This window comes from Halomonas sp. SH5A2, from assembly GCF_014263395.1.
GTDB lineage: Bacteria > Pseudomonadota > Gammaproteobacteria > Pseudomonadales > Halomonadaceae > Vreelandella.
The window spans coordinates 1,519,541-1,543,897 of sequence record NZ_CP058321.1; the positions used below are offsets into that span (position 1 = coordinate 1,519,541).

The 24,357-nt window shown below is 57.9% G+C and carries 22 protein-coding genes; 19 read left to right on the plus strand and 3 right to left on the minus strand.

What is annotated here, in order from left to right; genetic code table 11:
* Positions 1–5 precede the first annotated feature (5 nt).
* On the minus strand, positions 6–1,082 hold the full coding sequence (locus tag HXW73_RS07065; protein ID WP_186255530.1) for a 3-deoxy-7-phosphoheptulonate synthase: 1,077 nt from the start codon (positions 1,080–1,082) through the stop codon (positions 6–8).
* Between the two features lie 325 nt (positions 1,083–1,407).
* On the opposite strand from HXW73_RS07065, the gene rpoE reads away from it, so the two are divergent.
* The 12 genes from rpoE (at position 1,408) to acpS (ending at position 11,702) form a co-directional block, all read left to right on the plus strand.
* Entirely contained in the window at positions 1,408–2,007 is a 600-nt protein-coding gene (gene rpoE, locus HXW73_RS07070) for an RNA polymerase sigma factor RpoE (RefSeq protein ID WP_066320008.1), read from the plus strand.
* Positions 2,008–2,197: 190 nt separating this feature from the next.
* On the plus strand, positions 2,198–2,950 hold the full coding sequence (locus tag HXW73_RS07075) for a sigma-E factor negative regulatory protein (RefSeq protein WP_186255531.1): 753 nt from the start codon (positions 2,198–2,200) through the stop codon (positions 2,948–2,950).
* A gap of 35 nt (positions 2,951–2,985) precedes the next feature.
* Positions 2,986–3,135 (plus strand): hypothetical protein, encoded by a 150-nt coding sequence (locus HXW73_RS07080; protein WP_186255532.1) that lies wholly within the window; start codon positions 2,986–2,988, stop codon positions 3,133–3,135.
* 216 nt (positions 3,136–3,351) lie between these two features.
* On the plus strand, positions 3,352–3,807 hold the full coding sequence (locus HXW73_RS07085) for a SoxR reducing system RseC family protein (RefSeq protein ID WP_186255533.1): 456 nt from the start codon (positions 3,352–3,354) through the stop codon (positions 3,805–3,807).
* A 62-nt stretch (positions 3,808–3,869) separates the two neighbouring features.
* Positions 3,870–5,294: a DegQ family serine endoprotease gene (locus HXW73_RS07090; RefSeq protein ID WP_186255534.1), complete on the plus strand. Its 1,425-nt coding sequence runs from the start codon at positions 3,870–3,872 to the stop codon at positions 5,292–5,294.
* A gap of 185 nt (positions 5,295–5,479) precedes the next feature.
* A complete protein-coding gene (gene lepA, locus HXW73_RS07095; protein ID WP_186255535.1) occupies positions 5,480–7,294 on the plus strand; it encodes a translation elongation factor 4 in 1,815 nt (604 codons plus the stop codon).
* A 15-nt stretch (positions 7,295–7,309) separates the two neighbouring features.
* Positions 7,310–8,101, plus strand: coding sequence for a signal peptidase I (gene lepB, locus HXW73_RS07100; protein ID WP_186255536.1), 792 nt, complete (start codon positions 7,310–7,312; stop codon positions 8,099–8,101).
* 61 nt (positions 8,102–8,162) lie between these two features.
* Complete coding sequence (rnc, locus tag HXW73_RS07105; protein ID WP_186255537.1) at positions 8,163–8,855, plus strand: ribonuclease III; 693 nt, start codon at positions 8,163–8,165, stop codon at positions 8,853–8,855.
* Positions 8,852–9,751 carry a GTPase Era gene (era, locus tag HXW73_RS07110; RefSeq protein ID WP_186255538.1) on the plus strand — a complete coding sequence of 300 codons (900 nt, stop codon included), beginning with the start codon at positions 8,852–8,854 and terminating at the stop codon, positions 9,749–9,751. Before rnc ends, era begins: the two co-directional genes overlap by 4 nt.
* Before the next feature lie 8 nt (positions 9,752–9,759).
* The gene (gene recO, locus HXW73_RS07115) at positions 9,760–10,452 is read left to right on the plus strand and encodes a DNA repair protein RecO (RefSeq protein WP_186255539.1); all 693 of its coding nucleotides are present in this window, start codon (positions 9,760–9,762) and stop codon (positions 10,450–10,452) included.
* A 32-nt stretch (positions 10,453–10,484) separates the two neighbouring features.
* Positions 10,485–11,321 carry a pyridoxine 5'-phosphate synthase gene (gene pdxJ, locus HXW73_RS07120; RefSeq protein ID WP_186255540.1) on the plus strand — a complete coding sequence of 279 codons (837 nt, stop codon included), beginning with the start codon at positions 10,485–10,487 and terminating at the stop codon, positions 11,319–11,321.
* Between the two features lie 3 nt (positions 11,322–11,324).
* On the plus strand, positions 11,325–11,702 hold the full coding sequence (gene acpS, locus HXW73_RS07125; protein WP_186255541.1) for a holo-ACP synthase: 378 nt from the start codon (positions 11,325–11,327) through the stop codon (positions 11,700–11,702).
* A 6-nt stretch (positions 11,703–11,708) separates the two neighbouring features.
* On the opposite strand, the gene HXW73_RS07130 is transcribed toward acpS, so the two are convergent.
* Positions 11,709–13,925 carry an ATP-binding protein gene (locus HXW73_RS07130; protein WP_240538731.1) on the minus strand — a complete coding sequence of 739 codons (2,217 nt, stop codon included), beginning with the start codon at positions 13,923–13,925 and terminating at the stop codon, positions 11,709–11,711.
* Positions 13,858–14,421: a hypothetical protein gene (locus HXW73_RS17835; RefSeq protein ID WP_240538732.1), complete on the minus strand. Its 564-nt coding sequence runs from the start codon at positions 14,419–14,421 to the stop codon at positions 13,858–13,860. The genes HXW73_RS07130 and HXW73_RS17835 overlap by 68 nt, the downstream gene beginning before the upstream one ends.
* A 92-nt stretch (positions 14,422–14,513) precedes the next feature.
* On the opposite strand from HXW73_RS17835, the gene cysM reads away from it, so the two are divergent.
* Genes cysM through rluF form a run of 7 tightly spaced genes read left to right on the plus strand, consistent with a single transcriptional unit; the run spans position 14,514 to position 24,351 of the window.
* Positions 14,514–15,410 carry a cysteine synthase CysM gene (cysM, locus tag HXW73_RS07135; protein WP_186255542.1) on the plus strand — a complete coding sequence of 299 codons (897 nt, stop codon included), beginning with the start codon at positions 14,514–14,516 and terminating at the stop codon, positions 15,408–15,410.
* Positions 15,411–16,811, plus strand: a complete 1,401-nt coding sequence (locus HXW73_RS07140; protein WP_186255543.1) for a TRAM domain-containing protein — start codon at positions 15,411–15,413, stop codon at positions 16,809–16,811.
* 60 nt (positions 16,812–16,871) lie between these two features.
* Positions 16,872–19,148, plus strand: coding sequence for a GTP diphosphokinase (gene relA, locus HXW73_RS07145; protein WP_186255544.1), 2,277 nt, complete (start codon positions 16,872–16,874; stop codon positions 19,146–19,148).
* A complete protein-coding gene (gene mazG / locus HXW73_RS07150; protein WP_186255545.1) occupies positions 19,148–19,990 on the plus strand; it encodes a nucleoside triphosphate pyrophosphohydrolase in 843 nt (280 codons plus the stop codon). The genes relA and mazG overlap by 1 nt, the downstream gene beginning before the upstream one ends.
* A 44-nt stretch (positions 19,991–20,034) precedes the next feature.
* Positions 20,035–22,683, plus strand: a complete 2,649-nt coding sequence (gene ppc / locus HXW73_RS07155; protein WP_186255546.1) for a phosphoenolpyruvate carboxylase — start codon at positions 20,035–20,037, stop codon at positions 22,681–22,683.
* Between the two features lie 58 nt (positions 22,684–22,741).
* Entirely contained in the window at positions 22,742–23,287 is a 546-nt protein-coding gene (locus tag HXW73_RS07160) for a DUF924 family protein (RefSeq protein ID WP_186255547.1), read from the plus strand.
* Between the two features lie 35 nt (positions 23,288–23,322).
* Positions 23,323–24,351: a 23S rRNA pseudouridine(2604) synthase RluF gene (gene rluF, locus HXW73_RS07165; protein WP_186255548.1), complete on the plus strand. Its 1,029-nt coding sequence runs from the start codon at positions 23,323–23,325 to the stop codon at positions 24,349–24,351.
* The last annotated feature ends 6 nt before the right edge of the window (positions 24,352–24,357 follow it).

A 24,357-nucleotide genomic window follows, 5' to 3' on the forward strand; every position in this document is an offset into this window, starting at 1 on the left:
CTAGATTACGACGGGCGGCGTTTGGTCAGAACCGGTGCCAGCTTGTCGTTCATCTTGGTAAAGGCGTCAACGGTGGTTTGCCAATCGATGCAGGCATCGGTAATCGAAACGCCGTATTGAAGGTCTTTAAGATCGGCAGGGACTTTTTGATTGCCCCAACCAATATTGGATTCCACCATCAGGCCGATGATGGACGTATTGCCATCCAATATCTGGTTGGTCACGTTTTCGAGGACCAGAGGCTGAAGTGCCGCGTCCTTGTTCGAGTTGGCGTGGGAGCAGTCGATCATGATATTGGCGGAAAGGTTGGCTTTTTTCAGTTCCTTCTCAGCCAGGGAAACGCTCACGCTATCGTAGTTGGGCTTGCCGTTGCCGCCGCGCAGTACGACATGGCCATAGCCGTTACCGCGGGTGCGGATAATGGCGACTTGTCCCGACTGGTTGATGCCCAAAAAATTGTGTGGGCTGGCAACGGATTGTAGCGCGTTGATCGCCACATCCAGGCTGCCGTCGGTGCCGTTCTTGAAGCCGACAGGTGAAGACAAGCCCGAGGCCATTTCGCGGTGGGTTTGCGACTCGGTGGTACGTGCACCGATGGCTGACCAACTGATGCAGTCCTGCAGATACTGGGGGGAGATCGGGTCGAGGGCTTCGGTGGCCAGTGGCAAGCCGAGCTCGGCAATGTCGACCAGCAGCTTGCGGGCGATATGCAGGCCTTCGTCGATTTCAAACGAGTCGTTGATGTGGGGATCGTTGATTAGACCTTTCCAGCCGACGGTCGTGCGGGGTTTTTCAAAATACACCCGCATCACGATATACAGGCTATCGCTGACCTCATCCGCCAGTTTGCGAAGGCGCTTGGCATAATCCAGAGCGGCATCGACGTCGTGAATAGAGCAAGGGCCCACTACCATCAGCAAGCGTGGATCGCTGCCGTCCAGGATGCGCTGGATGGTATGACGACCCTCAATCACGGTGCGCTCGGCAGCATCGGTAAGCGGCACATCCTGTTTGAGGGTTTCGGGGGTGGTAAGTACGTCCTGGGCAAGGACGTTAAGGTTGTTGACCTGCTGATCTGACATTGTGCTACCTGTGCGTGCGTGATGGTCGATTATGACGCCTACTATCGCTTGTCAGCGCAGTAAAAATCAATTGTTGCGGAACTTGGCGAGGTAAATTGAAGTCAGCCGCTGGGTTTTGTTCAAGGGGTAAACGCTTGATGCGCCGTGCAGAACGCGTAACACTTAGCTATCAATAGGCGATCACGTTACAGTGCCAATTTATGTCATTCGAATGATTAACCAATGCCCAAGGAACGTTATGTTGCTTGCTGTTAACACCCAATGTATCGGGTTTAAAGGAAGAGTTGCGCTCGGCGATCACCGTCCGGGTGGGGGGAGCGTGTGAATGGGCACTCATGAAACAGATCAACAGCTCGTTGAACGTGCCCAAAAAGGCGATACACGCGCATTTGATCTGCTGGTAAAGAAATACCAGCATAAAATTATTGGCCTGATTGGGCGCTATGTCCATGACCACGCCGAAGTTCACGACGTTGCCCAAGAGGCCTTTATCAAGGCCTATCGAGCGCTGGGAAAATTTCGCTCGGAAAGTGCTTTTTACACCTGGATGTATCGCATCGCGATCAACACGGCCAAAAATCATCTGGTGTCCCGTGGGCGGCGTCCACCCGGCAGCGATCTGGATATATCCGATGCTGAAATCGTCGACCAAAGCGGTCGCCTGGCTGATGCCGAGTCTCCCGAAGCGTCAATTGCGCGTGACCAGCTCGAGGCCGCCGTTTATGAAGCGATTGAAAAGCTGCCGGATGATTTGCGCACCGCGATTACGCTGCGTGAGCTTGACGGGCTGGCGTATGAAGATATCGCACAGGTGATGCAGTGCCCGGTTGGGACGGTGCGCTCGCGCATTTTTCGTGCTCGCGAAGCCGTTGACGAACATATTCGCCCGCTGGTGTCCACGGCACGGAACAGTCGCGATGATTAATGGTCAATGTGGGTAGATTAAACGTTAATGGCGAAAAATGACTGATCACCGTGAACTGTTTGGTGCCATCATCGTCAAAGCCATTACATTCCCAATGGGAAGCGACAGTGAAGCAGCCGGTGGATCAGCGTAAAAGCAACCTATTACGATGGCATCAGCGCTTCTTCTCAACAGTGTGAGGGTGTGAAGTATGAGTCAAAACACACGGGAATCACTTTCGGTATTAATGGATAGCGAAAGTGATGAGCTTGAATTGCGCCGAGTGTTGAAGGCACTACCGAACGATGATGATGCCGCTGATACGTGGCGACGCTATCATTTGGCACGTAGCATGATGCGGCGCGAACGGGACGTGGATGTGAGCGTTGACCTTTCCGCTGGCGTCATGGCTCGTTTGCAGAGCGAACCCGCACCAGTGTCGGAAAACGACTCCAAGGTTACCCGCAGTGCCGGAAGCGTGTCCTTCGCACGTGGCGCTGGCGTGGCGGCGGCGGTTTCGCTGATGGTGATTACCGGCGTTCAATTCTTCGGCAACAATGGCGGAGCCGTCGAGCAGGGTGGTAATGAAGGGGTAGCATCCAGCACTGCGCCGGCTTCTAACCAGGTGCAGCCGGTCAATCTTGCGGCTACACCGGCTGTCTCCAGTGGCCAAACAGCGGGCGCTGGGCAAAATGACATGCCCATGTTTGAGCAAACACCTTTTCGTATGAACGGGCAAGCCTCGGGCAGCGGCCTGATGAATGTCAGTGAAGGCGGCTTTGCAGGTCCTGGCTCTCAGCAAGGTGTGTCGGCTCAGCAAGGGACCAATATCGACATTGAGCAACTGCGCATGTTGCAGTCCTACCTTGAGCAGCAGACTCAAGGCGCAGCGGGGTATCAAGCCGATCAAGGGGCGCCATTAATGCGCACCACAGGCGTGACAGAGCCCTTAGGGCAACGCTGATCAGCAAGCCGAGCGGCAAGTATGGAAAGTGATAAATGGACGTTGAAAAGAGCTTCTCTCTATTTCAACGTCCATTTTTTGTGGATACGGTTTTAGGGCCTGTTGACATTTCACTCACGGCCGCGCTGGCGCCCGTTTTTATTTGCGGCAAGGCAGGAGGAGAGAGGTTTGGTTATTCCAAATGAACGACGACTAACGCCGCCGCGGGTAAAAACGGGCCCAGCCCTTCGGGTTGCACCACAAAGCGCGCCATACGGCGTTGCAAAACTTGAAAAGGGAACCACCCTTACCAGCGTTTTGCGCCTTGTCTGGCGCGCTTTGTGGTGCAACGCGGTTCGCGATGAAACGTCAACAGGCCCTAACGAGCGCTCCTCGGCGAAGACTGTATGGAGAGAGAAGTTATGCCGACATCAGCGAGCAAGACGTTTATTGAGCGCCAGGCACGCGTGGTGGGCTACCACGACAAGGGGATTGTCGTCGAAGTGACGGCATCGTCGGGCTGCACTCAATGCGCGAAAGGCCAGGGTTGTGGGGCGGGGCTTCTCTCGCGTCCTCGCTCGTGGCAGCTGGAAATAGACGTGCCGCCATATTCCGAAGGAGGTCCCGTGCCGCCACTGAACAGCGAGGTAACGGTGGCGATGCCAAAAGCCTCAGTAACACAGTTGACGTGGTTGATCTATGGGTTACCGCTTTTGATGGGGTTGGTGGTCGCCGGCATAGGGAGTGTGGTGAGTGATTCGACCTGGCTTGCCCCAGGGCTTTTTTTTAGTGTCTTGATGTGTGGCATGGTCGGCCTTAAATATGCGTTAGGTCAGCGAGCGGAGTTCTTTCGCCCGCAATTGATCGACGCACCGTGATGGATGGCTCGCTGTGAGCTGTATTAACTTGGCATGGTAGTGTTTTTAGTAGGAGTTCTTGCATGAAGCGCTTAATGTTTTCCTCCACGTTGTGGGTCTGCTTTGTCTTGTTGTTCTCTTTAGGGCAAAGCGTCCACGCCCAGGATTTGCCTGACTTTACCGATCTCGTTGAAGACGCCGCGCCCGGTGTGGTCAATATTTCCACTAGCCGCACGGTGCAGCGCGGCGGGCCTTCCTTTGATAATTTTGGCGGGCAGGAAATCCCCGAGATATTTCGCCACTTCTTTGGCGATAATTTTGGTGACCGTTTTCCGTCACCCCCGGGTAGCGGTCAGGGGCGTACAGAAGAACGCCAATCACTGGGCTCTGGCTTCATTATCAGTGAAGACGGCTACGTGATGACCAATGCCCATGTGGTGCAGGATGCCGATGAAATTCTGGTGCGTTTGAACGACCGGCGGGAATTGACCGCCGAGCTTATCGGCAGTGATCCGCAAACCGATGTGGCGCTTTTGAAGGTAGAAGCGGACGATCTGCCCACGTTACAACTCGGCGATTCCGACGAGCTTCGCGTCGGTGAGTGGGTAGCGGCGATAGGTTCTCCATTCGGGTTCGATCATTCGGTGACCGCCGGCATTATCAGTGCGATCAATCGCACGCTCCCGCGGGATGCCTACGTGCCGTTCATTCAAACCGATGTGGCGATCAACCCGGGTAATTCCGGTGGTCCGCTGTTCAATCTCGATGGCGAAGTCATCGGTATCAACTCGCAGATTTTCACGCGCAGCGGCGGGTTCATGGGCGTTTCCTTCGCTATCCCGATTAACGTCGCGATGGATGTGGCCGACCAGCTTCGTGAAGATGGATACGTGAACCGTGGCTGGCTCGGGGTGATGATACAGCCCGTATCGCGTGACCTGGCCGAGTCATTTGGCATGGACGAGGCCGAAGGCGCGCTCATCGCTGACCTTGACCCTGAAGGACCGGCGGCAAAAGGCGGGCTTCAAGCAGGCGATGTGATTCTCGAAGTCAACGGCGAAACCGTTGACCGCTCAAGCAGCCTACCGCGTTTGATTGGCCGTGTTGCCCCGGGCGATGAGGTGGATCTGCTGTTGATGCGCGATGGTGAAGAACGCAGCGAGTCGGTGGAGCTGGGTAGCTGGCCGAATGCTGAACAAGCGTCTGTTACGTCGTCGTCCAGCGATAGTCAGGTACGCCTGGGGGTTTCGGTGGCCGAAATTGACCAGGAAACCCGTGAGCAGCTTAACCTGCAAGGCGGCGTCATGGTGCGAGAAGTAGAGCCCGACAGTGTGGCAGCCCAGGCAGGTCTACGCGCAGGTGATGTTCTGGTGAGCCTGGACCATCGCAGTGTGACGTCGCCTGAAGAGCTGCGTCGCATCGTGGAAGAGTTGCCCACTGACCGAGCGATTCCGCTACGCCTCTATCGCGAGGGACGTTCGCTCTTTGTGGCGCTGCGCTTTGAATAACTGATTAATCTCTCTATAACGGCAGTCCGTTTCACTTAGCGGGCTGTCGTTTTTTTTGCTCTTTTTTTTGCACATAGCACCGGGACCGTCGTAACGGTACAATGGCGTCAAATTTCTACTGCGTATACCACAGCAAGATTGTTAACCGTACATGGTTGCGTACATATACCGGATAAAAACGGCCAATGACCCAAGAAACAGTTAGCAAAATCAAGCACATTAGAAACTTCTCGATCATCGCGCACATTGATCACGGTAAATCCACCCTGTCAGACCGGTTGATTCAAACCTGTGGTGGTTTAACCGAGCGCGAATTGAAAGAGCAAGTGCTTGACTCGATGGATATCGAACGCGAGCGTGGCATTACCATCAAGGCTCAGTCGGTAACCCTTGACTACACCGCCCCCGACGGGCAGGTCTACCAGCTCAACTTTATCGATACGCCTGGGCATGTCGACTTTTCTTACGAAGTGTCACGCTCTCTTTACGCCTGCGAGGGCGCGCTGCTGGTCGTCGATGCCGCTCAGGGCGTTGAAGCCCAGTCGGTTGCCAACTGCTACACCGCCGTTGAACAGGGCCTGGAAGTCTTGCCGGTACTGAATAAAATCGACTTGCCCCAGGCCGACCCCGACCGCGTGGCTCAGGAAGTCGAGGAAATCATCGGCATTGATGCGACCGATGCCTGTCAGGTGTCAGCTAAAAGCGGGATTGGCATCGATGAGTTGCTAGAACGTCTGGTGCGGGATATACCGCCCCCCAAAGGTGACCCGGACGCACCGCTGCAAGCGCTGATCATCGATTCGTGGTTCGATAACTACCTTGGGGTTGTGTCGTTGGTTCGACTTTTTGATGGCACGCTGCGCAAAGGCGACAAGATCCGCATCAACTCCACCGGGCGCGACTGGACTTCCACCGAAGTGGGTATTTTTACCCCGCTGCGTAAGCAGACCGATATTCTGCGTGCCGGGGAAGTGGGCTTTATCGTGGCGGGTATTAAAGACATTCACGGGGCGCCGGTGGGTGATACCATCACGCATACCAAAACACCGGATGTGCCCAGGCTGCCAGGCTTTAAAAAGGTCAAACCCCAGGTGTATGCCGGTATCTTCACCGTCAGTGCCGATGACTATGAAGATTTTCGCGATGCGTTGGAAAAGTTGGCACTTAACGATGCGTCGCTTGACTACGAACCTGAAAATTCGGATGCGTTGGGCTTTGGTTTCCGGGTAGGTTTTCTTGGCACGCTCCACATGGAGATCATTCAAGAGCGCCTGGAACGTGAATACGATCTGGACCTGCTGACAACAGCCCCCACGGTGGTCTACGAGCTTGCCATGAAAAATGGCGATCTCATTTACGTATCGAACCCCTCCAAGCTGCCCGACATGGCCGACGTCGAGGAGATGCGCGAGCCCGTTGTGAGGGCAAGCATTCTGGTGCCCCAGGAGTTTGTCGGGAATGTGATTTCCGAGTGTGAACTACGCCGCGGCGCCCAGTTGGACATGCAGTTTCTCGGCAACCAGATCCAATTGACCTACGAATTACCGATGTCTGAAGTCGTGATGGACTTTTTTGATCGGTTGAAGTCTATTTCACGCGGTTACGCGTCGCTTGAATATAATTTTGAGCGTTTTGAAGCGGCCCAACTGGCCCGCCTGGACGTGCTGATTAACGGTGATAAAGTAGACGCCCTCGCGGTGATTATTCACCGCGATCACGCTCACTCGCGTGGTCGACTGCTGGTGGAAAAAATGAAAGAGTTAATCCCCCGGCAAATGTATGACGTGGCCATTCAGGCCGCTATCGGGGGGCAGGTCGTGGCGCGCTCTACTGTCAAAGCGCTGCGCAAGAACGTGACGGCGAAATGTTATGGCGGTGATGTCAGCCGTAAGAAAAAGCTGCTCGAGAAACAGAAAGCGGGTAAGAAACGCATGAAGCAGGTCGGTCGGGTGGAGATCCCCCAGGAAGCCTTCCTTGCTGTACTCAAGGTTAACGACTAAGGAAGACGTCCACCCATGGATTTTGCATTACTGCTGGTACTTGCCGTTGCGCTTTCTGGCGTTATCTATCTGCTTGATGTGGTTTGGCTGCGCCCCAAGCGCCGGGAGCGCGTTGAACACGCCGAAGCCAATACCCAGGAAGGGATCGACCCGGCCACCCGTGACAAGCTGCTTAAAGAGCCATGGCCGGTCGATTACTCGCGTTCATTCTTCCCGGTCTTGCTGGTGGTGCTGGTGGTGCGCAGCTTCATCGTTGAGCCGTTTCAAATTCCTTCCGGATCGATGCGTCCAACGCTTGAAGTGGGTGACTTTATTCTGGTCAACAAGTTTGCCTACGGTTTGCGTCTACCGGTCGTCAATACGCGGTTCCTTGAAGTCGATGACCCCGAACGTGGCGATGTCATGGTGTTTCGCTTCCCTGAAGAGCCATCGGTCAACTTCATCAAACGCGTGGTAGGCCTGCCAGGTGACCAGATTCGTTATGAAGACAAGCAGCTATATATCAATGGCGAACCGGTGTCCAAGGAACTGATGGAGGAAGGTGATTCGCAGTTGCTACTCGAAGAGCGGTTAGCCGATGTTGAGCACTTTATTTACAACAACCCCCGTGATCCCGGGCCGCAGATGCGTGAGGTGGAAGTGCCCGAAGGCCACTACTTCACCATGGGCGATAACCGCGACCACTCCAACGACAGCCGTTACTGGGGGTTTGTGCCTGAGGACAATATCGTCGGGCGCGCCTTTGCCGTTTGGATGCACTGGGACGGCGGGCTGCCAAGCTTTACCGACGTGCGCCGCATTGAGTAATGAAACCAGCCGTCATGTATAACCATTTATTTTTAGTCAACGTCAATGACGTAGGGGCATCGTGAGTACTTCGTTAACCGCTTTTTGCCGACGCATTGGCCATACCTTCGGCGATACGACGCTGATAGAGCTGGCCATGACCCACCGCAGTTACGGCGGTCGCAATAATGAACGCCTGGAATTTCTGGGCGATTCCATCGTCAATTTCGTGATTGCGGAAGCGCTCTATGAGCGTTTTCCGCAGGCCCGTGAAGGTCAGCTGTCGCGCCTGAGGGCGCGCCTGGTTAAAGGGCAAACGCTAGCAGAACTGGCCAGGGAAATGACGTTTGGCGAATGCTTACGCTTAGGCTCAGGCGAAATGAAAAGCGGTGGGCATCGCCGGGAATCGATCCTGGCGGATGCGGTAGAAGCGGTGATCGGCGCCATCTATCTGGATGCGGGCATGGATGCCGTTCGCGAGCGTGTCCTGTCATGGTACGCCGAACGGCTGGCGAGCATCTCGCTGCAGGATACCCAGAAAGACCCTAAAACCCGGCTGCAGGAATTCCTTCAGTCTCGTCAGGCGGCGCTACCCCGCTACGAAGTGGTTAGCGTCAAGGGGGAAGCTCATGCGCAGATGTTCACCGTCGAGTGTTACATTGATTTGCTGAGCGAACACACAACAGGCAAAGGCCCCAGCCGTCGCCACGCAGAACAGCAAGCCGCTGAAGAAGCGCTCGCCCACCTTGAAAAACGTCCTGGAGACAATGCATGAGCCAGTCCTGTGGATTCGTTGCGATTGTCGGCCGCCCCAACGTCGGCAAATCCACTTTGATGAATCGTATTCTGGGGCAGAAGATTTCGATTACCTCCCGGCGGCCACAGACCACGCGCCACCAGGTGATGGGGATCAAGACGGAAGGCGACGCCCAGTTTATCTACGTCGATACGCCGGGCATGCACATCATGTCCAAAGACCGTAATAAAGCGATCAACCGGTTTATGAACCAGGCGGCGACCCAGGCCCTCCGTGACGTTGACTGTGTCGTGTTCATTATTGACCGCACCCGCTGGACCGATGAAGACCAGGCGGTGCTTAAGCGCCTTGAGCACGTCAACGCGCCCATCATTCTCGCGGTCAACAAGGTGGATCGCCTCAATGACAAAAGCGACCTGCTCCCTTGGCTTGCCGAGGTAGGGGCGCGCCGTGAATTTGCCGCCATTGTGCCCATTTCCGCTAAGCACGGGACCCAGGTAGATACCCTCGAAGAAGAGGTGGCCAAGCATCTTCCTGAAAGCATTCACTATTTCCCGGAAGATCAAATTACCGATCGCAGCCTGCGGTTCATGGCAGCAGAGCTGGTGCGGGAAAAAGTCATGCGCCAGTTGGGTGACGAGCTGCCCTATCAGATGACCGTGGAAATTGAAGAGTTTCGCGAAACCGAACGCGTGACCCACATCAGTGCACTGATTCTGGTGGAACGCCAGGGGCAGAAAGTCATTTTGATCGGTGAAAACGGCGAGCGCATCAAGAGCATCGGTCGTGAAGCGCGCCTGGACATGGAGCGAGCGCTGGGGACCAAAGTCATGCTTAACCTATGGGTCAAGGTAAAACGTGGCTGGTCAGACGATGAACGTGCGCTGAAGAGCCTGGGTTACGATCTCGATTGAGCATGGCAATGTCGGCGGAGCCGGCCTTTCTGTTGCATCGAAGGCCATACCGCGAAACCAGTGCGTTGGTGGATCTGTTGACACTCCACCATGGCCGCATCCGAGCGGTTGCCCAGGGCGGTCAGCGACCCACGTCAAAATCGCGTCAGCGTCTTCAGCCGTTTACGCCGCTTCTTGTGACTTGGCGAGGCGAACGTGAGCTCAAGCGGCTGCACCTGATGGAGTCACGGGGAGCGACAGCGCTGCTGGCGGGTGAGGGCCTGCTGTGCGGGCTTTACGCCAACGAGATTGCGACCCGCCTGCTGCCGCTGGAACTGCCCGCAGGCAATGCCTTCGCCTTTTACACCGCCTTGCTTGAAGCGCTGCCGATGCCTGCCGACCGAGCGTTGGCGCTGCGCCGTTATGAGTGGTCGCTGCTGGAGGTCCTGGACGCCACGCCGCGCTTTTGCACCCCCGATGGCGGCGAACTCGACCCCCAGGCACTATACCGCTTTGACGCCTCGAGCTGCGCTTTCGTGCCGGCGGCCAAAGGGCTGGACGGTCGCACCTTGCGCTATATTGACCACCATGACTGGCAGGAACCGGCATTGGCGAACGCGTTGAAAGGCATTATGCGTGCCGCCCTGGCACCGCATCTGGGGACCACTGCATTACGCTCCCGGGAATTGATGCGCGATCTCGCCCAACGCCGCCAACGTTAGGTAGTCACCCTTTATAAAACTGGAGGCCATTTATGCATCCCCCGCGGATACTGTTAGGGGTCAATATTGACCATATCGCCACGCTTCGACAGGCACGCGGCACCCGCTACCCGGATCCGGTTCAGGCAGCGCTGTTAGCGGAGGAGGCTGGCGCCGACGGCATCACCGTGCACCTGCGCGAAGACCGGCGCCATATTCAACTGCGCGACGTGAAAATGTTGGCCGAGGTGCTCAACACGCGCATGAACCTGGAGATGGCAGTAACCGAAGAGATGCTGGCGCTGGCTGAAGAGATTCGGCCGGCCCACGTGTGCCTGGTCCCCGAAAAACGCCAAGAGTTGACCACTGAAGGCGGTCTTGACGTGGTAGGGGGCTTCGACGCCGTGGCCAGTGCCTGTCAACGACTTGCGGCAGCCGGTTGTGAGGTGTCGTTATTTATTGACCCTGACGATGATCAGATCGATGCCGCCCAGCGAGCAGGCGCCCCGGTCATCGAACTGCACACCGGCGCTTATGCCGAAGCTCGCTCTGGTAGCGAAGCGGCAATGGCTGAGTACCAGCGTTTGACGGCGGCCGCGACGCAGGCAGTGTCGCTTGGGTTGGTGGTCAATGCCGGTCATGGATTGCATTACCACAATGTGGAAGCCATCGCGGCGTTGCCGGGCATTAATGAGCTGAATATCGGCCACGCGATTATCGCCCGGGCGCTTTTTGTGGGTTTGAAAGAAGCCGTTGCCGAGATGAAACGGTTGATTATCGCGGGTCAGGAGGCTGGTCTGATGGCGGCGCTGGATGCCCATGACCATGACCATGAACATGAACATGAAGATCAGCATGGTCATGTGCATGATGGCTGCTGTGGGCACTGATCCGTGATCGTCGGCATTGGCTCCGATATCGCACGTATCGAGCGCTTTGAGCGGGCTTTAAAGCGCCATGGACCGCGCTTCGCGCTGCGTATCCTGGGCCCTGAAGAGCTCGCCGTTTGGCAGCAAAAGGCGCAGCCGATCGCCTTTCTGGCCAAGCGGTTTGCGGCCAAAGAGGCCTTTGTCAAAGCGCTGGGCCTGGGTTTGCGGCGCGGGTTACAGTGGCGCGATATTCAGGTGCTCAACGATGCGTTGGGCAAACCCTACTTCAATCTCCACGGGGCTGCCGCCGAGAAAGCGTCAGCCGCCGGGGTGACCGCCTTGCACATCACGTTAAGCGATGAAGATGACTACGCCATTGCCTTTGTGGTTCTGGAAAGCTAAGTCGACCTAGCCAAGCGTGCCCCGCTGGGCAATGAGTTTTTCCATGGACCGGTAAAGATCGTTAATGAGGGTGTCCACGTGGTCCAGCCCACTGGTGCGCAGCCGGGTTTCCAGGGTCTCGACAATCAGCGCTAACTCCGGTGTTCCGCAGTAGCGGCTGGCACCGTTCAGGTCATGGACGCTGTCCAGCAGCGCTTCAATGTCGCGCTGTTGATACGCGGCGTCCATGGCTTGCCGCGTGGCGGGTAAGCTGTCGATCAAGCGCTTGATCTGGGTGCGTGCAATGTCGTCTTTGCCGCCAGCCAGGCGCGCCCCCAGCGTCAGGTCGATCACCGGTAACGTGGCAGATGTGGATGTTTCACTGGGCAGTTTTTTAGTCGCAAGGGGGGACTGAATCCGGGGTGCTGAATCCGGGGCAGCAATGCCCAGGAACCGGTTTAGCAATTGGTTCAAGTCATGCTCGTCTATCGGCTTGATAATCACGTCGTCCAGTCCTTCGGCCAGCCAGCGCTGACGCTCGCTATTCAGCGCGTGCGCGGTCACCGCAATAATCGGACAGCGGCTCCAGACACTGTTGATGCGTCGCAGTGTCTGGGTGGTTTGCACGCCATCCATCTCCGGCATGCGGATATCCATGAACACCATGTCGAAAGTCTGCTCCCGACCAATCTCGATCGCTTCATAACCACTTTCCGCCAGGGTAATGTGCCGGTCGGGTGCCTCCAATAACGCACTGAGCAGCTGCCGGTTGGAGGTGTTGTCGTCGACGATCAATAAACGATACCCCTCATCCGCGGAAGGTATTGCTGGAAGAGTGGCGCCTTGGAGGGAGCGGGTTTCGCTGACCGGCACCAATAGGTGTGTCAGTGAGACAGCCAGTTGCGAACGGGTGAATGGCTTGCAAAGCAGCTCGCCTTTGAACGGAAAATCGAGTGTTGGCAGTTCAAAGCTTGATCCGTTTACCAGCACCAGCGCGGGACACTTGGCGGCAAGGATGATTTCCTGCCACTGGCTAAGCGCCCTGGGTTGTAAATCATCTTGGTCAAGACTGATGAGCAGCAAATCGCTGGCGGCGTTGCTGGAAAGCGCAACCGGCATTGCTCCCCAGCGTTCAAGTAGGTGTTCCAGCACATGGCGTGTGGTGGTGTGGGGTTCGTGAAGGCGGACGATCGGACCGTTAAGGTGTAGCTCTGGGCTGCGTTCGTCGGCGTGGGTGGCCTGGAGAGGCAGGGTGAACGAGAACGTCGAGCCTTTGTTCAGTTCGCTCTCGACGCTGATCTCTCCCCCCATGCGGTGAATGAGCTGACGACAGATGGTCAAGCCGAGCCCGCTGCCGCCAAACTGTCGGGGATGGCTCGGCTCGGCTTGGGAAAAGGCACTGAATAACTGTTGCTGGTGCTCTTCGCTCAGGCCGATACCTGTATCGCTGACGCTGATATTCAGCACGACATGCTTACCCGCGTAGTGCTCCAGCATGACCCTGACGACCACGTCGCCCTGTTGGGTAAACTTGAGGGCATTGCTGAGCAGGTTATTGAGCACCTGGTGCAGCCTGAGCGGGTCACCGCTGAGCGGAGTGGGCACGTCGTCGTACACCATGGCCACCAGGTGGAGGTGTTTACGCTGGGCTTCTGGGGCATGCAGGCCGAGCACCTCATCAACCAGCGTCACGATGTCGATATCGGCTTCTTCCAGGGTTAGCCGGTTAGCTTCCAGCTTGGAAAAGTCGAGGACATCGTTGACCAGCATGAGCAGGTTATCGCAGGCCCTGTGCACGTGTTGCAGCCAATCGCGTTGACGGTCGTCCAGGGACGAACGGCCCAGCAGCCGACAAAACCCGATTATCCCGTTCAGCGGCGTGCGGATCTCGTGGCTCATGTTGGCGAGAAACTCAGACTTCACCGTATTGGCGCGCACCGCGCTGCGGTGGGCCAAGTCCAGCTTGATATTCTGCTCTTCGATGGTCTCCATGGATTCTTGGAGTTCGCTGGTCGCCTGTTCGATTTGCACTTGCATGTCATGTTTGGCGCTTTGAAGATGATTGGCAAGGGCATTGATCTGTTGGGCCACCCGATTCAGTTCGACGGCGTTATGTGACATCGCCGTTTGCTCATAATCACCCCGCGACAGGCGATAAAGTGCATGGCTTGCCTCTTCAATGGGCCGCGTGACATAGCGGCTGATCGCAAAGGCAATCAAGAACAGGCAAAGCCCGAGAAGCATGCCCCCCCAGGCTTAAGCTGGCAATCATCTGATAGCGAGCCAGGTTGAGCGAGTGGGTGTCTATCGTGGCCTCGAGCCAGCCCGCTCGTGCGGGAGATTCGTTGCCTGTTGTCGACGCATCCAGGGGCGTTTGCAAGCGCCATCCATCATCGGTGGTGACAACTTGTGCGGTGTCGGGAGATGACGAGAGCGGTGATGCTGAGTTGGTGCGCCCGCGTACCAGAAGGCGGTTGTTTTGATTATCGAATACGGTGACTGAGCTGACGCCTTGCTGTTCAAGGAACGTAGCAACATGGGCGTCCAGTTGCTCAATATCCGTGTCCAGCAGTGCCTCGGCCATGCTTGGGGCAATGGAGTGGCTGGCGCTTACAATGCGCTCCTCTAATAGCGCCTGGGCTTTTTGGTCGTTTTGGATGATGAGCAGTATCGCCATGCAGGCATAGACCACAAGCGGAAGGCCAAGCAGCGCAAAAAGAAGTCGCGTGTTCAAAGACATGAAAGCAGCCTGCTGATTCAAGAGGGTTACCTGTCCAGTGTACGTTAGCACCGATATAATGGTGGTAACGGTCACGATAAGGAATTGATGCGATGGATTATCCCACGTTAGAAGAGGTGGTTGGCAACACGCCGTTGGTGCGTCTGAAGCGTATCAGCGCGGGGCGCAACAATACCCTCCTGGCGAAACTGGAAGGTAACAACCCGGCGGGGTCGGTGAAAGACCGGCCGGCGCTTTCGATGCTCAGTGAGGCAGAAGCACGCGGTGATATCACCCCCGGCGACACGCTTATCGAAGCCACATCGGGCAATACCGGCATCGCCCTGGCGATGGCCGCTGCCATCAAGGGCTATCGCATGGTGCTGATAATGCCCGAGAGTGCGTCCGAGGAGCGTAAGCAGGCCATGGCAGCGTTCGGCGCGGAGCTGGTGTCGGCGAGCAAGGAAGGCGGCATGGAAGAAGCGCGGGATATTGCCGACGGCATGATCGCCCGGGGTGAGGGCAAGCCGCTCAACCAGTTTGCCAATCCGGATAACCCCCTGGCCCACTACCGGACGACAGGCCCTGAAGTGTGGCGACAAACGGGCGGCGAAGTGACCCATTTTGTCAGCTCCATGGGAACGACCGGTACCATCATGGGGGTATCGCGCTATCTGAAAGAGCAGAATCCAGCGATTCAGATTGTCGGCCTGCAGCCGGCTGATGGGGCGAGCATTCCGGGGATTCGGCGCTGGCCGCAGGAATATCTGCCGGCCATCTTTGAAGCCCCGCGAGTGGATGCCACCTTGGATATCGCCCAGCACGAAGCCGAAGAGCACATGCGACGTCTGGCGCGTGAAGAGGGCATCTTTGCGGGCGTTTCCTCGGGGGGGAGCCTGGCGGGCGCGCTGCGTATTGCCGAGCAGGTGGAAAATGCCGTCATCGTGTTTATTGTCTGCGATCGCGGAGATCGCTATCTTTCTACGGGCTTGTTTGCCCCGGAGGTATAGATGGCCATGTTGGGAAAACGGCGGCCGCCGCGCCCCGCATCGGGGCATTCCGGGCTGGCACGCCAACCCGCGGCAAAATCGTCAAATCAGGCACCGCAAGAGACGACCGCGCTGGTGGTAGAGCGCCTGGCGCATGATGGCCGCGGAGTGGCTCACAACGCCAAGGGCAAAACGGTCTTTATCGACCAGGCGCTACCCGGCGAGCACGTTGACGTTGCGGTTCACCAGACCCGCAAGCGCTACGACGAAGCGCACGTCAAAAACTTGCTGACCCCCTCGGCGCAGCGTGTTTCGCCGCCTTGCCCGCATTTCAGCCATTGTGGCGGCTGCGATTTGCAGCACATGACCGTGGCGTCGCAACGCGAGCATAAAAGGGAGGTGGTGCGCGATTTAATGGCTCGCCAGGGAATCGAGCTGGGTGAGATCGAATCGCTGCACGATGATGTCCAGGGCTACCGTCGGCGTGCGCGCCTGGGCGTCAAGGTCGATGGTGACGGACATCCCCGGTTGGGTTTTCGTGCGGCCCACTCTCACAGGCTGATCGGCATCGAGCGCTGTGTGGTGCTGGTTGATGGCTTGCAAGCGCTTATCGCTCCCTTGCGCGAACTGCTGGCAACGCTGGGTGCCCCGCGTCAGGTGGGTCACATTGAATTGCTGGCGACCGCCAGCCAGCGGGTCGTTCTGGTTCGCCAATTGAAAGCCAATACAGCGGACGCCGAGCGCTGGCAGGCGTTTGCGGAACGCCATCAAGTCGCTTTGGGCACCTGGTTAGGGCGTGAGAGCCCGACCCTGCACTGGCATGGTGCGCCGCCGGTACTGGAAGAGACCCTCGATATACCTGATGCGACGCCGTTGACGCTGCATTTTGCGCCGGGGGACTTTTTACAAGTCAACGCCGCCGTGAATCAGCAGATGGTCGATACTGCCATGCGCTGGCTGGTGCCTTCGCCAGGCCAACAGACGATGGACCTGTTTGCCGGTATCGGTAACTTCAGCCTGCCCATGGCAGCGGCCGGGGCCTGCGTACATGCGGTGGAAGGCAATCCTGCCATGGTCGAGCGGCTTTTCGATAACGCCCATCGAAATCGACTCGATGTGACGGGCCAGCAGGCCGATCTAAGCGACCCGGATACCGTCGCCTCGCTGCTCAAGGCCGATGGTCTGGAGGCGCTGGTGCTCGACCCGCCACGCAGCGGGGCCGAGGTCATTTGCCAAGCGCTGGCGCGCAATCCGGTTGCCAGGGTCATGTATATTTCCTGTGATCCCGCCACGCTTGCCCGTGATGCGGCACACCTTGTGCATGCAGGTTACCGCATCAACCACGTCGCAGTGGCCGACATGTTCATGCACACTGCACATATGGAAACGCTGATGCTGTTTGAACACACGAAGTGTGCCTAGAACGTCGTTAGCCTCGGCAGCGGTGTCGCAAACGGCTGCCTCGAATGGATGAGAATCGTCATGGTAAAAGTGCGTGAAGACCAGCCGCTAACTGACAGCGGAACGGTGGACTTGCAGAAATGGTTATCTCGCCTGCAAGAAGACGTGCGTCTTCCGGAACCAGCGCGTTTACGTGAGGCCTGTGAGCTTGCTCAAACCCTGGAACTCGATGCGCCCAGGTCGCACCGTGTGTGGCTGACGCCGGGTTCCAGCTTCCGTATGGGCCTGGAAATGGCCGATATTCTGGGGGAACTCAAGCTCGACCAATCAACATTGGAAGCAGCGGTTCTCTACCGCGCGGTGCGTGAAGGGTTATTGAGCCTGGAGGCGGTGGGCAAGCGCTTTGGCAATGAGGTGGCTAACCTGATCGATGGTGTCTTACAGATGGCCGCGATCAGCTACCCCTTGGCCCCCAACCATGGCATGGGTCAGCACAATCAGCAGGAAAACCTGCGCAAGATGCTGGTCAATATGGTCGGCGATGTGCGCGTGGCGCTGATCAAAATTGCCGAGCGTACCTGTGCCCTGCGCCAGGTCAAAGATGCGCCCCGGGAAAAGTGCCAACAGGTCGCTCGGGAAGTGGCCGATATCTACGCACCGTTGGCGCACCGCCTGGGTATTGGCCAGCTCAAGTGGGAGCTGGAAGACCTGTCGTTTCGGTATCTCCACGAAGAAGAATACAAAGCGATTGCCAAGCTGCTGGCAGAAAAGCGGCTTGACCGCGACCGCTATATCCATGATGTCGTAGAAACCTTGAAAGGCCTGATGGAAGCTCAGAACATCCATCATTACGATGTCGATGGGCGCGCCAAGCACATCTATTCGATTTGGCGCAAAATGAAGCGTAAACGCATCGATTTTTCCCAGGTTCACGACGTGCGCGCCGTGCGCATTCTGGTCCCCGAAGTGACCGACTGCTACACGGTATTGGGGATCGTTCATTCCCGTTGGCATCATGTGCCCAACGAGTTCGATGACTACATCGCCAACCCCAAGAAAAACGGCTACCAGTCGCTGCACACGGCCGTGATGGGGCCGGAAAACAAAGTGCTGGAAATTCAGATTCGCACCTTCGCGATGCACGACGAAGCCGAACTTGGCGTCTGTGCCCATTGGCGCTACAAAGGCCACGATACCAACGCCAAAAGCCGCAGCTACGAAGAAAAGATCGCCTGGTTACGCCAGGTGCTCGAGTGGCAGGACGAGGTTGGCGGGTTTGGCGACCTGCGCGAAGGGCTTTCAAGCGATGTCGCCCCGGATCGCATCTACGTGTTTACCCCCGACGGCCACGTAATCGATTTGCCGCGGATTGCCACGCCCATCGATTTTGCCTACCGGGTGCACACTGAAATCGGCCACCGATGCCGCGGTGCCAAGATCAACGGCCGTATCGTGCCGCTGACCTACAAGCTGAAATCCGGTCAGCAGGTCGAGATTCTTACCGCGACGAAAGGCGGGCCAAGTCGGGACTGGCTCAACCCAAGCCTTGGCTATGTGCGCACGTCCCGGGCCCGGGCGAAGATCCAGGCCTGGTTCAAGTACCAGGCCCGCGATCAAAACCTGGAGGAAGGGCGCGTCCTGTTTGACCGCGAAATGCGCCGCCTGGATATCGATGGGCTCGATCTGCCCAAGCTGGCCAAAGCGGTTAATTACCAGACGCCGGATGACATGTACGCCGCCTTGGGGGCGGGCGACTTGCGCATCGGGCAGGTGCTCCACCAGGCCCAGCAGCTGTTTGGTGAAACCGACGACCAGGAACAGCTCGACCGACTGCTCGCCAAGCCCAAGCGCCAGTCCAGCAAGGCCACCAAAAGTGATATTACCGTGCTGGGGGTTGGCAACCTGAAAACCAGCATGGCTAACTGCTGTCGACCGGTTCCCGGCGAACCCATCGTCGGTTTCATTACCCAGGGCCGTGGCGTGACGGTGCATCGCCAGGACTGCAGCAACATCCTGCAATTGCGCCTGGATGAACCCCAGCGCATTATTGAAGTGGAGTGGGGCGAGCGCGCCGAGACACGCTATCCGGTGACCATCGAGATCCAGGCCTGGGACCGTTCCGGCCTGCTGCGCGATGTCACGGGCCTGCTGGGCAACGAGAAAGTCAACGTGCTGGCGGTGAACACGCTGACCGACACCGACGAAGGCATTGCCCGCTTGCGCATTACTCTGGAAGTCGATGGCCTGGAAGCGCTGGGGCGTCTTTTCTCGCGCATTCAGCAATTGCCCAATGTCACCGAGGTGCGTCGCCTGCGCGACACTGATCCGGACAAGACCACGCGGGGAGGCGGGGCCTGATGCGTTACTCGCTGGATGATTTGCTCACCCTGATGCAGGTGCTTCGAGACCACGAGCAGGGCTGCCCCTGGGATATCAAGCAGGACTGGGACAGCATTGTGCCCCACACCCTTGAAGAAGCCTATGAAGTGGCTGATGCCATCGAACGGCGCGCTTTTGATGAGTTGCCCGGCGAGCTGGGTGACCTGTTGTTTCAGGTGGTTTACTACGCCCAGTTCGGGGCGGAAGAGCAGCGCTTCGACTTCCATGACATTGTCGATACACTGACGGCCAAGATGCTACGTCGCCATCCGCATGTCTTTCCCGACGGCACCTTGAGCTCACGTCGCCCGCCGGGGGTAAGTGCCGAGGATGTGCAGACCCAGCAGGTGAACAGCCGCTGGGAATCGCTGAAAGCCGCAGAACGTGACGCAAGGGCATGTGACGACAGCAATGGCGTGCCAGCCTCGGTGCTTGACGACGTGCCGCGCACCTTGCCTGCTCTCAGCCGTGCGGCCAAGCTTTCCAAACGGGCGGCTCGCGTGGGCTTTGACTGGCCGGACTCGCAGGGCGTTCTGGCCAAGATCCGTGAAGAGCTTTATGAAGTGGAAGAGGCCCTCGCCGCAGGCGACCAGCCGCACGCCCATGAAGAAGTCGGTGATCTGCTGTTTGCCGTGACGAATTTAGCGCGCACGCTAGGGGCCAACCCGGAGCAGTGCCTGCGCGCGACCAATGCCAAGTTCGAGCGGCGCTTTCGCTATGTAGAGGGCGAGCTTAGCGCCGCCAAGCGACCGTTCGCCGAAGTCTCTCTGGACGAAATGGAAGCCCATTGGCAGGCCGCGAAAGCCGAAGACACCCATTGAATCGTTATTAACCGTTTACGCGACCCCTGCAAGGAGGCCACGCCATGAGCCATGACCTACACGAATCGCTACGCGATAACGTGCGTATTCTGGGCGACAGCCTGGGGCGAACCATTGCCGATGACCTTGGCCAATCATTTGTCGATAAAATCGAGACTATTCGTGCCCACGCCAAACAGGGGCGGCAGGGGGATTCGCTACAGCAACGTAACTTGATCGAATACCTGCGCCAGCTGCCCGAGCAGGATTTACTGCCGGTCACCCGCGCCTTCAACCAGTTTCTCAATCTCGCCAACATCGCCGAGCAGCACTACCGCGCGCGTTTCCGCCGAGTTGAAGACTACAAGCCGGGCTCGCAGCCAGTGCTTGGCGAGCTGCTCAAACGCGCCGAGCAGGCCGGCAACTCGCCGCGCAAGCTGGTCGAAAGCCTTGCCAATATGCGGGTTGAACTGGTGCTCACCGCGCACCCCACCGAAGTCATTCGGCGCACGTTGATTCAAAAGTACGACGCCATCGACGACTGCCTGACGGCCATTGAAGGCTCTGATGACTACCCAGAGCGCGGTACCCGCGCCCAGGGGCGGTTGGAGGAGTTGATCAGCCAGGCCTGGCATACCGACGAAATTCGCCACGAGCGTCCCACGCCCGTCGATGAGGCCAAGTGGGGCTTTGCTGTGATTGAAAATTCGCTGTGGCAGGCGGTGCCTGACTTTCATCGCGATCTGGACAACCTGCTGCTGGATACCGCTGGCGAACGCTTGCCGCTCGACGCTGCACCCATTCGCTATGCCTCCTGGATGGGCGGCGACCGGGATGGCAATCCGAACGTCACGGCAAAGGTCACCAAAGAAGTGCTTCTGTTAGGCCGTTGGATGGCCGCTGATCTTTACCTGCGCGACCTCGAACAGCTCAAGACCGAGCTATCCATGTGGAAGGCCAATAGCGCGCTCAAGGCTGAGGCGGGCGATGTGGCCGAGCCCTACCGTGAAGTGCTGAAACGCCTGCTGGTGAAGATGGAAGCCACCCGCGACTGGGCCAAGGCCGAGCTGGAGGGGTATAACTATGACGGCGGGCCGATTATCGAAACCCGCGACCAGCTGTATGCGCCCTTACTGGCCTGCTACCGTTCGCTATGCGATGTAGGCCTGGATACCATCGCCAACGGCGCGCTGCTGGATACCTTACGCCGGGTGGCGGTCTTTGGCGTCACGCTGACCAAGCTCGACCTGCGCCAGGAAGCCAGCCGCCATGCTCAGGTGATGGAAGAGCTGACCGACGCGCTGAATCTGGGTCACTACAGCGAGTGGGATGAAGCCCAGCGTCAGGCGTTTTTACTGGCTGAACTTGAATCGCGGCGACCGCTGATCCCGCGCCGCTGGGAGTGTTCGGCAGAATCCCGCGAGGTGCTCGATACCTTCAAGGTGGTCGCCCAGGAGCACAGTGAAGCACTGGGTACCTACATCATCTCCATGGCGGCTGAACCGTCAGACGTGCTTACCGTAGCGTTGTTGATGAAAGAGGCCGGCGGCAACGTGACCTTGCCGATTGCGCCGCTGTTCGAAACCCTTAACGACCTGGATCACGCAGGCGACGTGATCGACCAACTGCTCGCGCTGCCGGGCTATCGCAAGCTGATGCGCAAGGGCCAGGAAGTGATGATTGGCTACTCGGACTCCGCCAAGGACGCCGGGCAGCTGGCCGCCGCCTGGGCCCAGTACCGCGCCCAGGAGTCGTTGGTCAATGTGTGCGAGCGCCATGGTGTCGACCTCACCCTGTTCCATGGCCGTGGTGGTACCGTTGGCCGTGGCGGCGGCCCCGCCCACGCGGCGATTCTTTCCCAGCCGCCGGGCTCGGTGAATGGCAGTTTAAGGGTGACCGAGCAGGGTGAAATGATTCGCTTCAAGTTTGGTCAGCCTGATATCGCCCTGCGTTCGATGGAAATTTATGCCTGTGCAGTGCTGGAGGCCACGCTACTGCCGCCGAGAGCGCCGGAACCCCATTGGCGCGAAGAGATGGATCAGCTTTCCAGCGTCGCCCACGCCGCCTATGTCGGCGTTGTGCGTGAAGACCCGGACTTTGTACCTTACTTCCGTTCGGTGACACCGGAAGGCGCGTTGGGTAGGCTGCCGCTGGGCTCTCGGCCAACCAAACGCCGTCAAGACGGTGGGGTAGAGACCCTGCGCGCGATTCCGTGGATTTTCGCCTGGACGCAAATTCGCCTGATGCTGCCGGCGTGGCTGGGTAGCGGCGAGGCGTTCTCGCGTCGACTTGAACAGCCGGGCGGGCGCGAGGTGCTCCAGGAAATGCGTAACGAGTGGCCGTTCTTCGGCACCTACCTCGATATGCTGGAAATGCTGTTGGCCAAAGCAGACGTGGCGATTGCCGCCTATTACGAGCACCGCTTGGTGGACGAGCCCTCGTTGAAGGCCTTGGGTAAACAGTTGCGCGAGCGATTCGCGCGGCTGGAAGAGTCCGTGCTGGATATTCTGCAGCAGGACAAACTGCTGGAAAATACGCCGCTGATTCGTCAGGCGATCGATGTGCGTAACCCCTATATCGATCCGCTCCACGGCTTGCAGGCGGAGCTCTTGCAGCGTAACCGAGACGCCGACGGGGCGATTAGCGCCGACCTTTCAAGAGCACTGATGGTCACCATGGCGGGGATTGCGGCCGGTCTGCGCAACACTGGCTAAGCACGACTGGCTAGTTTTTTGTCATCACCAGCTTTTTTGTCACAACCAGGAGGCGTCAATGTCCTCGGAAGCTCAAGCGGTACTCGATTTCTGGTTTGAGGCCTTGACGCCTGCGCAGTGGTTTAAGAAAGACCCCAAGATGGACCAGGCGATCCGGGAACGGTTTGGCACGCTGCATGCCCAGGCGGCGCAGTGCGAGTGTTACGCCTGGCGGCAAACGCCCCAGGGGCGGCTGGCGGAGATCATTGTGCTGGATCAGTTCTCGCGCAATATCTACCGTGACGATGCGCGTGCCTTTGCCACCGATGCCTTGGCGCTGGTGCTGGCTCAGGAAGCGGTGGCCGCTTGCGCCGACGCTGGGCTTTCCAGCGAGCAGCGGGCGTTTCTGTATATTCCCTATATGCATAGCGAGTCGGCGGCGATTCACGAGCGGACGATGGAGCTGTTTGACCAGCCGGGGTTGGAGAAAAACCTCGACTTTGAAGTGCGCCACAAGGCGATTATTGATCGTTTTGGCCGCTACCCGCACCGCAATGCCCTGCTGGGGCGGGTCTCTACCGACGAGGAGCTGGCGTTTTTGAAGCAGCCCGGCTCCTCTTTTTAAGCGTTTATTTATCCTTTTAAGCCACATGGCGTTCTATGACGTTACGAAAATCTACCCGTATCAATAAATATATCAGCGAAAGCGGCTTGTGCTCACGGCGGGAAGCCGACCGTTACGTGGAGCAGGGCAACGTCTGGATTAACGGCCGCCGGGCGACGACCGGTGACCAGGTGGTGGCGGGCGATCGGGTCAAGGTGAACGACCAGGAGATCGAGCCCCAGGAAGAAGAAGACCTTGTCCTCATTGCGCTCAATAAGCCGGTGGGCATCGTCTGCGCCACCGAGCCCAGCGAAAAAGACAACATCGTCGATTTTGTAAAACACGGCACGCGCATTTTCCCCATTGGCCGGCTGGATAAAGACTCCCAGGGGCTGATATTGCTCACCAATAATGGCGACCTGGTGAATAAGATTTTGCGGGCCAACAATCACCATGAAAAAGAATACCGGGTGACGGTTAACAAACCGATTACCGATGACTTTATTCAAGGAATGCAGAACGGGGTGCCCATCCTCGGCCAGGTCACCAAAAAATGCCACGTGGAAAAGGTATCCACCTTCGAGTTCACGATGACGCTGGTGCAGGGGCTGAACCGCCAGATTCGCCGTATGTGTGACTACTTCGGCTATGACGTTACCCAGCTCATTCGTACGCGCATCATGAATGTATCGCTCAAAGGGCTGGCGCTAGGCGACTGGCGCGACTTGACCCCAAAAGAGATCGCGACGATTGAAGCGCTAACAGCCAGTTCAGAGGCCAAGCCCGCGACGTCGTCTGCTCCAAAGCGCTCGGGCAGCCAGAATAAATCTCGCAAAAATACCGCTGGCACGCCGGGCAAGCGTGGCGGTAAATCCGGTGACAAAACGCCGAGTAAAGGGGCGGGTAAAGCAGCAGGAAAACGCACTGCCAGCGGGTCGGGGCGGCCCAAGGCCAAAAGCGCTGGCGGTAAACCAGCGCTTAAAGGCAAGTCGAGCGGCGTGCCTTCCGGCCGCAAAGCAGCCGGACAGGGAAAGCCCATGAAAAAAAAGCCGGTTAAAGGGAAGCCGGCTCCACGCCGTAAATAGCGGCTA